Source organism: Salinicoccus luteus DSM 17002 (genome assembly GCF_000712035.1).
GTDB classification, from domain to species: domain Bacteria; phylum Bacillota; class Bacilli; order Staphylococcales; family Salinicoccaceae; genus Salinicoccus; species Salinicoccus luteus.
Map to the genome: position 1 here is coordinate 22198 of NZ_KL544008.1, position 15019 is coordinate 37216.

At 50.2% G+C, this 15019-nt stretch carries 13 protein-coding genes; 12 read left to right on the forward strand and 1 reads right to left on the reverse strand.

Annotated elements, in window-relative coordinates; translation table 11 throughout:
- The first annotated feature begins 6 nt into the window (after nucleotides 1–6).
- The 5 genes from BO53_RS0109965 (at nucleotide 7) to fabF (ending at nucleotide 6588) form a co-directional block, all read left to right on the forward strand.
- Nucleotides 7–969 (forward strand): ABC transporter permease, encoded by a 963-nt coding sequence (locus BO53_RS0109965; protein ID WP_031547780.1) that lies wholly within the window; start codon nucleotides 7–9, stop codon nucleotides 967–969.
- A gap of 15 nt (nucleotides 970–984) precedes the next feature.
- Nucleotides 985–2109: an ABC transporter permease gene (locus BO53_RS0109970; protein WP_084185019.1), complete on the forward strand. Its 1125-nt coding sequence runs from the start codon at nucleotides 985–987 to the stop codon at nucleotides 2107–2109.
- A 297-nt stretch (nucleotides 2110–2406) separates the two neighbouring features.
- The gene (locus BO53_RS0109975; RefSeq protein WP_031547784.1) at nucleotides 2407–4278 is read left to right on the forward strand and encodes an oligopeptide ABC transporter substrate-binding protein; all 1872 of its coding nucleotides are present in this window, start codon (nucleotides 2407–2409) and stop codon (nucleotides 4276–4278) included.
- Between the two features lie 113 nt (nucleotides 4279–4391).
- Entirely contained in the window at nucleotides 4392–5354 is a 963-nt protein-coding gene (locus tag BO53_RS0109980; RefSeq protein WP_031547785.1) for a beta-ketoacyl-ACP synthase III, read from the forward strand.
- The gene (gene fabF, locus BO53_RS0109985) at nucleotides 5347–6588 is read left to right on the forward strand and encodes a beta-ketoacyl-ACP synthase II (protein WP_031547786.1); all 1242 of its coding nucleotides are present in this window, start codon (nucleotides 5347–5349) and stop codon (nucleotides 6586–6588) included. The genes BO53_RS0109980 and fabF overlap by 8 nt, the downstream gene beginning before the upstream one ends.
- 164 nt (nucleotides 6589–6752) lie before the next feature.
- Here the strand turns inward: fabF and trpS are convergent, their stop codons facing one another.
- A complete protein-coding gene (gene trpS / locus BO53_RS0109990; RefSeq protein WP_031547787.1) occupies nucleotides 6753–7751 on the reverse strand; it encodes a tryptophan--tRNA ligase in 999 nt (332 codons plus the stop codon).
- A 287-nt stretch (nucleotides 7752–8038) separates the two neighbouring features.
- Here trpS and spxA point away from each other — a divergent pair, with 287 nt between their 5' ends.
- From spxA to BO53_RS0110025, 7 genes are all read left to right on the forward strand, one after another.
- Entirely contained in the window at nucleotides 8039–8437 is a 399-nt protein-coding gene (spxA, locus tag BO53_RS0109995) for a transcriptional regulator SpxA (RefSeq protein ID WP_031547789.1), read from the forward strand.
- A gap of 174 nt (nucleotides 8438–8611) precedes the next feature.
- On the forward strand, nucleotides 8612–9262 hold the full coding sequence (locus BO53_RS0110000) for an adaptor protein MecA (protein ID WP_031547790.1): 651 nt from the start codon (nucleotides 8612–8614) through the stop codon (nucleotides 9260–9262).
- A gap of 66 nt (nucleotides 9263–9328) precedes the next feature.
- The gene (locus BO53_RS0110005) at nucleotides 9329–10261 is read left to right on the forward strand and encodes a competence protein CoiA (protein WP_031547791.1); all 933 of its coding nucleotides are present in this window, start codon (nucleotides 9329–9331) and stop codon (nucleotides 10259–10261) included.
- Nucleotides 10262–10353: 92 nt separating this feature from the next.
- Nucleotides 10354–12153, forward strand: coding sequence for an oligoendopeptidase F (gene pepF / locus BO53_RS0110010; RefSeq protein ID WP_031547792.1), 1800 nt, complete (start codon nucleotides 10354–10356; stop codon nucleotides 12151–12153).
- A 566-nt stretch (nucleotides 12154–12719) separates the two neighbouring features.
- Complete coding sequence (locus BO53_RS13915; protein WP_156956132.1) at nucleotides 12720–12884, forward strand: hypothetical protein; 165 nt, start codon at nucleotides 12720–12722, stop codon at nucleotides 12882–12884.
- 16 nt (nucleotides 12885–12900) lie between these two features.
- Complete coding sequence (locus tag BO53_RS0110020) at nucleotides 12901–13371, forward strand: cytochrome c oxidase subunit II (RefSeq protein ID WP_031547793.1); 471 nt, start codon at nucleotides 12901–12903, stop codon at nucleotides 13369–13371.
- A 3-nt stretch (nucleotides 13372–13374) separates the two neighbouring features.
- Entirely contained in the window at nucleotides 13375–15018 is a 1644-nt protein-coding gene (locus tag BO53_RS0110025) for a cbb3-type cytochrome c oxidase subunit I (protein WP_031547794.1), read from the forward strand.
- The last annotated feature ends 1 nt before the right edge of the window (nucleotide 15019 follow it).

Genomic DNA, 15019 nt, shown 5'->3' on the forward strand with positions numbered 1-15019 from the left:
GAACATATGCTGAAATTTACGATTCGAAGACTGCTTATCACATTCCCGCAGCTCGTCATCCTGAGTGTACTTGTATTCATTATGGGATCGATGATGCCGGGTGACGCACTCTCCGGGCTGATCGATCCGTCCATCCCGGCTGAAGCCATTCAGGCAAGAAGGGAACAGCTCGGACTCGACAATCCATGGTACATCCAGTACAGGGACTGGATATTCGCGATGTTCCAGGGTGATTTTGGAACTTCCATCTTCCATCAGCGTCCGGTCATGGACGTGATCGGTGACCGTCTGATGAACACGGTATGGCTCTCGCTGTTCTCGACAGTGCTGATCTACCTGCTCGGTCTGCCGCTCGGACTCGTATCCGGCCGCTACAACGACTCCCTGCTCGATAATGCAATTACTGGGTATACATACCTCGGGTTTGCAACGCCGCAGTTCATTTTCGGACTCATCATACTATGGATCTTCGGCTATAATTTGGGTTGGTTCCCGACAGGGGGCTCCGTGGCACCAGGTCTCGAACCGGGCAGCATCGATTATATACTGAGTAAAATAAACCATCTTGTCCTGCCGAGTTTCGCAATCGCCCTGATCGGATTGGTTGGGACGGTGCAGTATTTGAGAAGCGGTATCATTGAGACGAAGCAGAAGGACTTCATCATCCTGGCACGTGCGAAAGGGGTCAAGGAATCTGCAGTGTACAACAAGCACGTCTTCAGAAACTCCATACTGCCGATTGCAGCATTCTTTGGCTACGAGATCGTCGCCCTCCTGGGCGGTTCGATCTTTATAGAAATGATCTATAGCTATCCCGGTATGGGCCGTCTGTTCCTGGACTCCATCTCGACACGTGATTTCAGTGTGGCGAATGTGCTCATCCTGTTCTACGGGTTCCTGGCAATCGTGGGTGCACTAGTGTCCGACATCATTCTGAGTATCGTAGATCCTAGGATCCGCATCAAATAGGAGGGAGCGTATAAAGTGAGCAATAGAAATGATTTAAATCAGAATTCCGGCGCCGGGCGCCGGGAAGAAGATGCAAACAAGGACAAAGCGCGTCTCCGTCAGCAGGAACTGGATCGTCGCAGTACGGAAAGTGGTGACAGGCCAAGAGATGGAGATCCATTCGAATCACATACGGATGATGACCATACCTACGAAAAGGGCGATATGGACATGACCGTCAAGGCAGATCTGCCGCACGGGGCGTCGGGTCACGGCGCCCTCGATTCGAAGAATCTCCCACGGAGTACACCCGGGTGGAGAATCATCATCCGGGAAGTGATTGCAGACAAGCTTGCGCTGTTCTCACTGATCATATTTACACTCATTACGGCATATGTATTCGGCCTGACGATGTTCCTCGACCGGGAAGAAATTGTCATGGTCGACCTGTTTGCCATAAATCAGCCACCGGATGAGACATTCAGGCTCGGCACGGATTACGGGGGCAGGGACATCTTTGGCCAGTTGATTATCGGGACGAGGAACTCTCTTGCGATCGGGATACTCGTGACACTGATGAGTGTCGGCTTCGGAATTGTTTATGGTGTCGTTTCCGGGTACTTCGGTGGACGTGTTGATAATATCATGATGCGCATCGTCGATTTCTTCATGGTTCTGCCATTCCTGATGATCGTCATTGTTTTCGTTACGATCTCACCATCATATGATATATTCACCTTCTCATTCATGATGGCGGCATTCCTGTGGACAGGTACCGCGCGCCTTATTCGTTCATTGGCCATCCAGGAAAGGGAACTTGACTATATCAATGCATCGAAGACACTCGGCAGTTCCCATGGCAAAATCGTGTTTACACAACTGATGCCGAACCTCGTCGGCATCATCATTGTCAACGGTACACTGTCGCTTGCGGCGAATATCGGAATCGAATCGGGACTGTCATTCCTTGGTTTCGGTTTCCCGGAGGACTATCCATCCCTCGGTACGTTGTTGGCTTATGCGATAAATTCCCAGACACTGCAGCACAGGCCATGGATCTGGGTGCCGGCGGCAATCATGATTCTCGTCCTCATGCTGTGTGTGCGCAACATCGGTGAAGCGATGAGACGTGCAGGCGACGCCAGACAGAGACAGGCATAATTTGCAGGGTTCCAGTGAAATGGAACCCTATAAATGAAATAAAGTGAAAGCGGTTTCAATGAAATTGTCTGTATTTACAAGAAATTAACAATTGAGTGTTATAATACACATAAATTGAAAATAATGCTTAACAAAATGTTGATATTTCAGACAATTGTGATAACATTGTGTATAGACAGAATTACATACACATTAAACGGAATCACATTTATTACCATATTATGGTACTAAGTTTCAGCCTTAAACTGAACTTGAGTATATATCAGTTTATATTTTTAAATACAGGGAGGAAATAAGATGGGGAAATATTCGTGGTCCAAACTGATGTTTCTTACGATGCTGATCATGGTATTGGCATTGGCTGCATGCGGCGGAGGCTCTGAAGAGGAAACATCTGAAGAGGAAGGATCGGGTGACACAGGTTCTGAGGAATCTACAGAAGAAGGCTCTGAAGAGGAGACAGAGGAAGGTTCCGATGATTCTGCTTCAGCTGAAGACATATACAATTATGAAGACTTCAATAAGACAGTATCAAACGACGGTGAAGTGACAGGGGAAGGCACACTCAAAGTGGGTCTGACATCCGATACACCGTTCGAAGGTACGCTCAACTTCAACCTCTATCAGGGGAACCCGGACTTTGAAGTCATCAGCCTTTTCGATGAACCATTGCTGACGATGGACGAGGACTTCCAGTTCACGAACGACGGCGCAATGACTTTTGAAGTCAATGAAGATGATAACACTGTAACGTTCACCCTCAATGAAGATGTTACATGGCATGACGGTGAACCGGCTACAATCGAGGATTATGTCTATGCCTACGAAGTCATCGGACATCCGGAGTATCCGGGCATCCGTGGCGCAACGGACGGCTTTACACTACTTGAAGGATATAACGAATACAAGGCAGGAGAGGCGGATGAAATCTCCGGCATCGAAGTCATCGATGAGCAGACAGCCGTGTTCACATACACTGAACTCGCACCATCCTTGACAGCTGGCGGCTTCTGGTACTATCTGATGCCTGAACACCACTATGAAGGTGTAGAGATTGCAGACATGGCCGAAGCGCCACAGACTCGTGAGAACCCGCTCGGTATCGGACCTTACAAAGTGGACTCTGTGACTCCTGGGGAAGCGGTCGTAATGTCCAAGTTCGAAGACTATTGGAGAGGCGAGCCGAACTTGGATGGCATCGAACTCAGCGTCGTATCTCCATCTTCTGTAGCGAATGCGATGGAAACAGGCGAAATCGATCTGGCAATCAACTTCCCGACTGACCAGTTCCCAGATGTTTCCGAAATGGAAGGTGTGGAATGGCTGGCCAACATTGAAGGATCCTATACGTATATCGGCTTCAAGCTCGGTGAGTGGAACGAAGACGAAGGACGTGTGGACTATAAGCCTGAAGAAATGAAGATGGGCGATCCTGAACTCCGTCGTGCGATGTGGCATGCGATGGACAACGATGCAGTCGGTGAGCGTTTCTATAATGGTCTCCGCTGGAAGGCGACGACTCTGATTACGCCATATCATGCGAACTGGCATGACGACAGCGTTGAGGTGCCTGAGTACGACCCTGACCAGGCGAACCAGATCCTTGACGAAGCAGGATATGAAGATACGGACGGCGATGGCTTCCGCGAAACGCCAGAGGGCGAACCGCTCGAAATCAACTTTGCTTCAATGTCCGGCGGCGACATTGCAGAGCCGCTTGCCAACTACTACATTCAGTCCTGGAAGGATATCGGCCTGAATGTACAGCTGACGAACGGCCGACTGATCGAATTCAACACATTCTATGACATGCTCGAAAACGATGATCCTGAAGTGGATGTATATCAGGGTGCATGGGGCGTTGGTTCTGATGTGGATCCGTACGGACTCTATGGTCCGGATGTGGATTTCAACTACCCGCGTTATGAGAGTGAAGAGAGCACACAGCTGATGGAGGAAGGCAACTCTCCGGAAGCGTTCGATGTAGAGAGAAGACAGGAAATCTACAACGAGTGGCAGGCGCTGATGGTTGAGGAGATGCCGGTAGTGCCGACACTCTACAGGTCATTCGTTGTTCCTGTAAACGAAAGAGTCGTCAACTACAGCATCGATCTCGGCTTCAATGAAGAAACTGCACCTTACAACTGGGGTGTGACGGAAACGGAATAGCTTGCAGCACTCGAGCACTCATGCTTGGCATGGGTGCTTTTTTTGTTGTATGCATTTCTCAAATGTGATAAATTAGTACCTAGTGATAATATGAGATTATAAGGTGTGGTCAAATGAAGAATGTAGGTGTTCTGGGTCTGGGGACCTATGTACCGGAGAAGGTATTTACCAACCATGACTTTGAGAAAATACTTGATACGTCCGACGAATGGATTACAGAAATGACAGGAATAAAGGAACGGCGTTATGCCGAAGGTATGGATACAAGCGACATGGCCTATGAGGCGGCCAGGGAAGCGATAGAGAATTCAGGCGTCAAGAGCGAGGAGATCGATCTTGTCATCGTGGCGACTTCGACAGGGGATCACCAGTTCCCGACTGTTGCGACCACGCTGCAGAAGCGGCTCGGCTTGAGGCCGGTGCCGTCGATGGACCAGCTGGCAGCCTGTACGGGCTTCATCTATGCGATGGTCACAGCCCAGCAGTTCATCCAAACGGGGACCTACAAACATGTTCTGGTGGTCGGGGCGGACAAACTGTCCAAAATCACCGACTTCGACGACCGATCTACGGCTGTCCTGTTTGGTGATGGTGCCGGTGCCGTCGTCATGGGTGAAGTGGCGGATGGCTACGGCATGCACTCCTTCGAACTCGGCAGCAACGGCCATGGCGGCCCGTATCTGTATGACGATGAAGAAAACGGCAACATCAGGATGAATGGCCGGGAAGTCTACAAGTTTGCCGTCAGGCAGATGGGTGAGTCCAGCGTCAGTGTGACGGAGAAAGCAGGACTGGCCAAGGAAGACATCGATATGCTGGTGCCGCACCAGGCGAACATCCGCATCATGAATGCAGCCCGCGAACGCATGGGACTGCCGGAGGACCGCATGAGTATAACCGTTGACAGATATGGAAATACTTCGGCTGCTTCAATACCGTTAAGTATCCATCATGAAGTTAAAAATGGTAGAATAAAGTCAGGAGACACCCTCGTTCTGGTCGGCTTTGGCGGCGGCCTGACATGGGGGGCAATTTGCCTGACATGGGGAGACAATAAGGAGGAAACTCATGGATAAGAGAAGAGTAGTGATTACAGGTATCGGTGCGTTGACGCCAATTGGCAATTCTGCGCCTGAAACCTGGGAGAATGCCCTCAAGGGAGTAAATGGTATCGATAAGATTACCCGCATCGACAACAGTGAATATAATGTTCACGTTGCGGGAGAGCTCAAGGACTTCAATATTGAAGATTACATGGACAAGAAGGAAGCGCGCCGCATGGACCGTTTTACGCAATATGCGATGGTGGCGTCCGATGAAGCGGTGAAGGACAGCGGCATTGAAATCACCGATGACAACCGCGAGCGCATCGGTGTATGGATCGGTTCCGGCATCGGGGGCATCCAGGCGCTTGAGGATGGTTTCAAAGTGCTCTATGAGCGTGGGCCACGCCGTGTGAGTCCTTTCTTCGTGCCGATGATGATTCCGGACATGGCAAGCGGCCAGGTCTCCATCAAGCATGGACTGAAAGGGCCGAACGGTGCCACAGTCACAGCCTGTGCCACAGGTACGAACTCCATCGGTGAAGCATTCAAGTTCATCGAGCGCGGTCAGGCGGACGCGATGGTGACGGGAGGAACTGAAGCACCGATCACCCGGATGGGTGTTGCAGGCTTCCAGGCCAACAAGGCTCTGACAACATCGGATGATCCGAACAAGGCATCCCGCCCATACTCCAAGGACAGGGATGGATTCGTCATTGGTGAAGGTGCGGGCATTGTCATGCTGGAGGAACTCGAGCATGCGAAGGCGCGCGGTGCCAAAATATATGGTGAAGTGGTCGGCTATGGTACAACAGGCGATGCACACCATATTACAGCGCCGGCTGAAGAAGGCGAGGGCGGTGCGCGTGCAATGATCGAAGCGATGAAGGATGCGGGCATCGACCCTAATGAGATCGGTTACGTCAATGGACACGGCACAAGCACCCAGTACAATGACCTGTTTGAAACGATTGCCATCCGCAATGTATTCAAGGACCATGCCTACAATCTGCTCGTCAACTCCACAAAATCGATGACAGGCCATCTGCTCGGCGGTACCGGCGGAATGGAAGCCATCATCACCGTACTCAGTCTGAGGGACGGCAAGGTGCATCCGACAATCAATCTGGACAATCCGGATCCGGAACTTGACTTGAACTATGTAACGGAAGGTACAGTGGAAGCGGACCTCCGCTACGCGATCTCCAACAGCTTCGGCTTCGGCGGACACAATGCCAGCCTGGTATTCAAAAAATACGAAGCATAATATATGTGATGAAGCCTGCTTTCCAATACAGAAAGCAGGCTTTTTTTCGCTTTGTGCACCCGGTCCGCCACCGAACCGCCCGCCACTGTGTATTGGCCGTCACAAGATCTTCTCGGGCAACAAAAAGACGAACAGGGCTGTTCCTGCTCGTCTCAATATGGAATCTATCTGCGTTTTCTGCCGAGTCCCATCGCACGCTCCATCTTTTCGACCATCTTGTCGGCCTTGCGCGATGCTTTCATGGCGCCTTCGTCCAGAATGTCATCCAGCTCGCCGCTTTCCAGATAGTGGTTCACTTTGTTTTGGAAGTCGACCAGGAAATTCTCAACGACTTCTCCGAGGTCGGACTTGAATGTACCGTAGCTGCTGCCTTCATATTCAGTTTCGAGCGCATCGATGCTTTTTGAAGTCAGGGAGGAATAGATTGTCAGCAGGTTGGAGATGCCGGCTTTCTCTTCCTTGTCGTACCGGATTTCGCTGCCGGAGTCCGTCACCGCACTGCGGATTTTCTTGGCAGCGGCCTTCGGCTCATCGAGGAGGGAAATAAAGCCCTTCTGGTTGTCATCACTCTTCGACATCTTCTTCGTCGGATCGTTCAGACTCATGATGCGCCCACCGACTTCCGGGTGCTTGACTTCAGGCACCGTCAGTATATCGTTGTACTTGGTATTGAAGCGCTCTGCCAAATCGCGTGTCAATTCGAGGTGCTGTCCCTGGTCTTCGCCCACCGGCACCACATCGGTGCCGTAGATGAGGATGTCCGCCGCCATCAGGGACGGGTATGTCAGCAGCCCGACGCTGATGCCGTCGCGCTGGTTCTGTTTGCGTGCCTTGTCCTTATACTGGGTCATGCGTTCCAGCTCTCCGATATAGCCCACACACTGCATCATCCATGCGGCTTTGGCATGTGCCGCCACTTCACTCTGGATGAAGAGGGTGATTTTTTCCGGGTCGAGGCCGGAGGCAAGATAGATGGCTGCGAGCTTCTTTGTATTGTCCCTGAGTTTGAGCCGGTCCTGGGGGACGGTTATTGCATGCTGGTCCACGATGCAGAAATAGGAGTCGTATTCCTCCTGCATTTCCACAAATTGTTTGTATGCCCCGATATAGTTTCCGATAGTGGGGATGCCACTGGGTTGTACTCCTGAGAATAATGTTTTCATGTCGTAATCACCTTTAAGTTAGTCATTATATATATGATAATAAACTTCCGGCCTGCTTGCAATATGGACACATCAATGATGAAACTTAATCTAACCATAATTTTTCTAAAAATTTGTGAGATTATTACATAATTCTCATTTTATTTTAATGTTCACGCTGTATAGTACAGAGTGTAAATAAAGTTTATACATCAATCCATCCGAGTTATATGAAATATGTTTATAATGCAGATGAACTGGGTATAGACTATTGTTACAAATCTTTTTAAAATTGGAGTGTGAGTTGTATGGTAACACTTTTTACTTCTCCAAGCTGCACATCATGCCGTAAAGCGAAAGCATGGTTACAAGAACATGAAATCCCTTATAATGAAAGAAATATATTCTCTGAACCACTCACATTGGACGAAGTGAAATCCATCCTCAGAATGACTGAAGATGGCACAGACGAAATTATTTCTACAAGATCCAAGACTTTCCAAAAACTGAATGTAGATATCGACAGTTTGCCGATGCAGGAACTCTACACATTGATCATGGAGAACCCGGGCCTTCTCAGAAGACCGATCATCATGGACGAAAAGCGTCTTCAGGTTGGCTACAACGAAGATGAAATCCGTCGTTTCCTGCCCCGCACAGTGAGAACTTTCCACCTGATGGAAGCCAAGCGTCTCGCTGAACTATAAGTGTATTTCCCCCAACAACTGATATAATACTTACGTTTGAAATGCCCGCAGATTACTTGATGTCTGCGGGTATTTTGGCGTATAATGACATGACAATTCCAAAAGTGGTTTTACCTCATAAGAATAAGGTATAATATAAATAAGAATCATACTTGAAGGAGAGGAGTGAGAAGTATGAGGATTGAAAGAATTGATGAGTCGACGATCAAATTTTTCATTACCTATCAGGACATCGAGAATCGCGGATTTGATAGAGAAGACCTATGGATGAACCGTAAACGTGGCGAAGAGTTCTTCTGGTCCATTATGGACGAAGTCAACCACGAGCATGAAGAAGATTTCTCAATGGAAGGGCCGCTATGGATCCAAGTACATGCCTATGACAAGGGGATTGAAGTGGTGGTTTCCAAATCTCAGGATGATAAACCATTCTCAACGGAGCAGACGCCTATGGATATGAATAATAATGATGTAGAACAGTTCCTCGAAAGCATTTCCGGAGACAAGGAAGAGATTGCACCCGTGACGAAAGAGCCGGTCATGGTGAAATTCAACGACTTCGAGGACCTCATAAAATACACCCATGAAGTGGAAGTCGATGAAACGCAGTATGAAGATCTGCTCATCGTCCACGAAGGCAGCTACTACTACCAGATCTTCTTCGACTATCGCATGGACTACATGGATATGGAGCGCATTGAAGCGAAGCTTCTCGAATACAGTTCTCCAGCAGAAGTGTCCAGCATGGTGGTCGAGGAGTACGGTGAAATCATCATGAGCATCAACGTGCGCGCTCGGGTAAGAAGATTTTTTAAAGAAAAATAATTTACTTGAATAGAAAATAAATCAAAAACCCCCTTTTCTGCCATATATGGAAGAGGAGGTTTTTTTATGTTCATGGCAAACGACATCGACGGTACAAGAATTACGGCGAGCACAGCACGGAAGGGGACGGAATATTTCTGTCCAATATGCCGGGTACGTGTCATCTTAAAAGCGGGCAGTATAAAGACGGTCCATTTTTCACACCGCAGGATTGCCGACTGCCTCCATTCCCTGTACAAAAAGGAATCGCTCCTGCATCTCGAGGCAAAGTGCGATCTATATCAGGCATTGAGCAGCCGCCATAGGGTAGAGATGGAGTACCACCTTCCCGAAATTGAACAGATTCCCGACCTGCTGATCGGCAGAAGGGCGCTCGAAATCCAGTATTCCGCCATTTCTCCGGCGCTCATCACCGAGCGGTCGAGTGGCTACCATTCCCTCGGTATGGACGTCATCTGGCTCCTTGAAGAACGGGCCATCAAAAAGGCGGAAGGCTGCATCATCCCCACGCACTTCCAGCTCTCCACCCTCCACAATACCGCGCTGTTCACATATTCGAACCATCACAGGCGACTGATGAAATGGACACTCCGTCATCATAGGGGCGACAACCGGTGGACTTTTCATACTTCGGAAATCAGTCCGCATGACCTGCTCGATTTCCATCCCCGGGAACCGGTCCAGCCGATTGTACTTGAACAGGGGGACATCAGGCGCATGGTCCAGCGGGAACGCCGGCAGAAGAACCGCCTGAATCCAACACTCACGTTCCTCTACCAGCTCTCCCTCGATACGGGGAATCTGCCACCGCACCTGTGCACGAGTGTCGAACCCGAGCGCTGGATACTGAACCCGCCGCTGGAATGGAAGCTGTATATCATGTATGGTCTGGAGAAGGGGACGTTCGACTGGCAGCAGTTCAGCGGCTTCATCCATATGCGTGAAATACAGGCTGCACCTCCGAAAGAGGAGGTGCTGAGGGCACTTCTTGCCGCCTAAAAAATGTTATATATTTCACAACAAACTTCGGTACTTGAAATTTCTGACGAATATTGAGAAAATTATATCATCAGACAAATGGAGGGGTAATTATGGCAAAAGTCATTACACGACAGGAACAGGAAGAGAAAAACACTTGGAATCTTGAAACCATCTTCGAATCTGATGCAGCATTCGAGGAGAAATATAAAGAATTGGAAAGCCGCCTTGGGGAAGAGGAACGTTTCAGGGGGCAGATCGATTCACTGGAAGCACTCGCCGATGCGCTGGAGACGGAGCGGGAGCTGAGTGAGGAAATCGGCAAGATCTTCGTCTATGCACACTTGAAGCATGACCAGGATACATCGGATGACACATACAGTGCACTGGAATCCAAGGCACGTACGCTCGTCGTCAAGTTCAACACCGCCTGGAGCTTCCTCGTGCCGGAAATCATGAAGGTCGACGAGGAGACGCTGGAAGAATGGCGCAGGGATCCGCGCCTCAGCGATTTCGCCTTCGACCTTGAGAAGCTCAACAAAAAGCGCGCATATGTGCTGAGTGACAAGGAGGAGAAGCTGCTGGCGCAGGCAGGGGAGGTCATGTCGAACCCGACTTCCACATTCGGCATGTTCAACAATGCCGACCTCGAGTTCCCGGATGCGGTCGATTCCGAAGGCAATACGCATGCGCTGACCCAGGGGACGTATATCGACCTGCTCAAATCGGGCGACCGTGAATTGAGGAAATCGGCCTACGAAAATCTGTACAGGACATATGGCGCCTACAAGAATACGCTCAGCCAGACGCTCCAGGGCGTCGTCAGCACGCACGTCTTCCAGGCCCAGGCGCGCGGCTATGATTCCGCAAGGCATCAGGCGCTCTCCAACAACTTCATCCCGGAAGAAGTCTATGACAACCTTGTGGAGACGGTGAATGACCACCTGCACCTGATGCACCGTTATACCGAGCTCCGCAGGCAGATGCTCGGCCTCGACAAGCTCAAGATGTATGACGTCTATACACCGATGGTCAAGGATGTCGATTTCGAGATGAGCTATGAGGAGGCGAAGGAATGGATGCTCGCTTCACTCGAACCGATGGGCGAAACGTACGTGAACATCATCAAGGAAGGGCTCGAGAACCGCTGGGTCGATGTGTATGAAAATAAAGGCAAGCGCAGCGGCGCCTATTCCTCAGGCACATACGGCACGAACCCGTTCATCCTCATGAACTGGCAGGATAACGTAAACAACCTGTTTACGCTGACCCATGAATTCGGACACAGCGTCCACAGCTACTACAGCAGACAGAACCAGCCATCCAACACATCCGGCTACTCCATCTTCGTCGCAGAGGTCGCCAGCAATTTCAACGAAGCCCTGCTTGCCGACTACATGTTCAAAAATCTTGAAGATACGAAGAAGAAGCTCTATCTGCTGAATGAACAGCTCGAAGGGTTCAGGGGCTCCGTCTTCAGACAGACGATGTTCGCCGAATTCGAGCACAAGATCCACTCCATGAAGGAGGCGGGGGAACCGCTCACGGCCGGGAAATTGAATGAAGTGTATGGGGTACTCAACCGCAAATACTTTGGTGATGCGGTCGATTATGATGACCATATCGAAGTCGAATGGGCACGCATCCCTCACTTCTACATGAACTATTATGTATACCAGTATTCCACCGGCTATGCTGCAGCTGCGAGCCTGTCCAAACAGGTGCTCGAGGAAGGCGGGGCGACGGCGGAGCGCTACATCAACGAATTCCTGAAGAAGGGCTCCTCGGACTATCCGATCAATGTGCTGAAAAACGCTGGTGTCGACATGACGACGTCGGAACCGATCGAGAATGCCATGAAGGTATTCGAAGCACAGCTCGACCAGTTCGAGGCATTGCTTGAAGAAGTATAGGTCTTGGAACACCCCTCCGGTCTTTGATTTTCCAAAGATCGGAGGGGTGTTGGTTTAATGGATGAACTATACATGTACTTTTTTTATATACAAGATATATAATGAATGCGTTTTCATTATGTCCATATTGTGAAAATCCATTCAAAATGTTGTCCAAAGCCTTAAACCATGGTATATTTTAGACATGAAATTTTTATCACTGAAACATACCCCTTTGTTATAACAGTGAAAAATTTCTCCCATCCCCTTTGTTTGAGCAGCACACTATAGAAGGTGTGCTGCTTTTTTATTTGTTTTAGTTTAATCTACATACATTTATGGCGCGGTGATCCTGGTTGGATCGCCGCGCTTTTTTTGTGCCATGCACCCGAAATGCATTCCGTCCGGCATGCGGGAGGGGCATACGCCGCCTCCAGACCCCCTGATTTCCCCATTAATCATCCATTGTCACAAATTCGACTTGACCGACCGTGATATGCATCACGTTAAAAGATGCATTTAAAATATATAATTAAATCAAGATAAATCTACGGGATCAACCTATAAAGGAGAAAGGGGAGAGCGGCATGAAACGGAAATACACAAAACCGCCCTACACTACAGTATATGAACCTTCAGAAGAGGAATTGGATTCTTTGAAGGGGACATTGTTTTCCACAGTCGTCTTTGTGGGCGGCACGATCATTTTATTCATACTGTTGCTATTGATGTTCTACATGATGAGATTCTAGATGGGAGAGGCAGAAAATGAAAATGCATAGATTTGAAGAGATATGGCTTATATTCGGAGTGGCTGTCCTGGTCATTTCGATGGCGATTACAGGCTACCAGGCATTTGCGCAGGGAATGGGTCCTCCAAGCCACAAGGAGACGATCGACCCGACCCAGGTGGAAAACACGGCACCATTCGACAACCCGGGCGTCTATCAGACGGGGGAGAATGAATATGAAGTGGTGATGACGCTTCAGGCTTTCAGTTTTGAACCCAGCGAAATCACCGTACCGAAAGGCGCGGAAGTGACGTTCATCATGACATCGAAGGATGTCATCCATGGCGTCAATGCACCGCATACGAATCTGAACACGATGGTTGTACCGGGACAGGTCCAGCGCATCACACAGACTTTCAACGAATCAGAGGAATTTCTTCTGATTTGCAACGAATACTGCGGAACCGGGCATCAGATGATGTCTGCGACCATAACGGTGGAGGAATAGACTATGGCAAATACAATGCAGTCACATATGAAGAAGAACACCCTGCCACTGGTACACTTCTTTCTCGCATTCATCATGCTCCTCATTGGGGGCACACTCGGACTGCTGCAGGGCTTGAACCGGGGTGGCGTATTCGAACTCCCTGCAAGCTTCAACTACTACGAGGTACTTACGCTTCACGGCATCCTGCTGATCCTGGCATTCACGACGCTTTTCACGAACGGCTATATGTATGCGGCAGTGCGGCATACGCTCGGTGAACTGTCGAAGACGGTGAAGATCCTCGCCTGGTCAAGCCTTGCGAGCTTCCTGATCGGTTCGGTACTCGTCGTATGGATGGTCCTCGCCGGTGAAGCGACCGTCATGTATACATTCTATCCACCGATGCAGGCGTCACCATGGTTCTATATCGGCCTCGTGTTCGTCGTACTGTGCATCTGGCTTGCCGGACTCGGCATCTTCATCAGCGCCTTCCAGTGGAAGCGCAGGAATAGGGGGCAGCACCTTCCGATACTCGCCTTCTTCGCAGTCGGCATCTACACGCTCGTCATATTCGGCAGCATCGGCGTGACCGTCGAAGTGCTCATGCTCATCCCTTGGGCATTCGGCTGGACGGAGACCATCAACGTCATGCTCAGCCGTACACTGTTCTGGAGCTTCGGCCATACACTGGTCAATGTCTGGTACCTGGTTGCGATATCCGTATGGTACACGATTCTGCCGAAGATCATCGGCGGGCGCATCTTCAGTGACACACTCGCAAGGCTCGTCGTCATCCTGATCGTCATCCTGAATGTGCCCGGTGGCTTCCACCACCAGATCGTCGACCCGGCTTTCTCCGAGGGACTCAAGTTCATGCACGTATTCATGAGCCTGTCCATCGCATTCCCTTCCCTGATGACGGCATTCGCCATGTTCGCGGTGCTCGAGCGGACGGGACGCAAACGCGGCGGCCGCGGCCTCCTCGGATGGCTATGGGTACTGCCATGGGGTGACGTACGCTTCCTCACCATCATGATTGCGATGATTTCCTTCATCATCGGCGGTGCCGGCGGCATCGCCCAGACAAATAATCAGCTGAACCAGGTCGTGCACAACTCGCTGTGGGTTGTCGGACACTTCCACATCACCGTGGGCGTCACGGTTGTAATGACATTCTTCGGACTTGTCTACTGGCTCATCCCGCACCTCTCAGGCCGCGTAATGACACCATTCATCCACCATCTCGGCATGTTCCAGACAGCGGTCTGGACAATCGGCATGGCACTGATGGCGCTCTCCATGCACGCAGCCGGCCTGTTCGGCGCCCCAAGGCGTACTTCCTATACGACATATGGGGACAGCGCCACGGCACTCGGCTGGGAGCCGTACCTGTCCTTCCTGGCAACAGGCGGCACGCTGCTGTTCTTCGGTGTCATCCTCATCGTCTACATCGTCGCCCACCTGATGTTCTTTGCACCAAAAGGGGACACGCCGTTCATGGATTCACGTGTTGAGGACAATGCCCATCCGACACCGAAATGGACCGAGAACTGGGGGCTGTGGGTGATCGTTGCCATCCTCATCATCTCGATGGGATACGTCGTGCCCCTTGTCGACCTGATAGAAAATGCACCACCGGGATCACCGCCGCACAGAACCTGGTAAT

What these genes read in the sequence shown, in the direction of transcription:
- BO53_RS0109965 (WP_031547780.1), top strand. Translation starts at nt 7, where the DNA reads ATGCTGAAATTTACGATTCGAAGACTGCTTATCACATTCCCGCAGCTC.
- BO53_RS0109975 (WP_031547784.1), top strand. Translation starts at nt 2,407, where the DNA reads ATGGGGAAATATTCGTGGTCCAAACTGATGTTTCTTACGATGCTGATC.
- BO53_RS0109980 (WP_031547785.1), top strand. Translation starts at nt 4,392, where the DNA reads ATGAAGAATGTAGGTGTTCTGGGTCTGGGGACCTATGTACCGGAGAAG.
- fabF (WP_031547786.1), top strand. Translation starts at nt 5,347, where the DNA reads ATGGATAAGAGAAGAGTAGTGATTACAGGTATCGGTGCGTTGACGCCA.
- trpS (WP_031547787.1), bottom strand. Translation starts at nt 7,751, where the DNA reads ATGAAAACATTATTCTCAGGAGTACAACCCAGTGGCATCCCCACTATC.
- spxA (WP_031547789.1), top strand. Translation starts at nt 8,039, where the DNA reads ATGGTAACACTTTTTACTTCTCCAAGCTGCACATCATGCCGTAAAGCG.
- BO53_RS0110000 (WP_031547790.1), top strand. Translation starts at nt 8,612, where the DNA reads ATGAGGATTGAAAGAATTGATGAGTCGACGATCAAATTTTTCATTACC.
- BO53_RS0110005 (WP_031547791.1), top strand. Translation starts at nt 9,329, where the DNA reads ATGTTCATGGCAAACGACATCGACGGTACAAGAATTACGGCGAGCACA.
- pepF (WP_031547792.1), top strand. Translation starts at nt 10,354, where the DNA reads ATGGCAAAAGTCATTACACGACAGGAACAGGAAGAGAAAAACACTTGG.
- BO53_RS13915 (WP_156956132.1), top strand. Translation starts at nt 12,720, where the DNA reads ATGAAACGGAAATACACAAAACCGCCCTACACTACAGTATATGAACCT.
- BO53_RS0110020 (WP_031547793.1), top strand. Translation starts at nt 12,901, where the DNA reads ATGAAAATGCATAGATTTGAAGAGATATGGCTTATATTCGGAGTGGCT.
- BO53_RS0110025 (WP_031547794.1), top strand. Translation starts at nt 13,375, where the DNA reads ATGGCAAATACAATGCAGTCACATATGAAGAAGAACACCCTGCCACTG.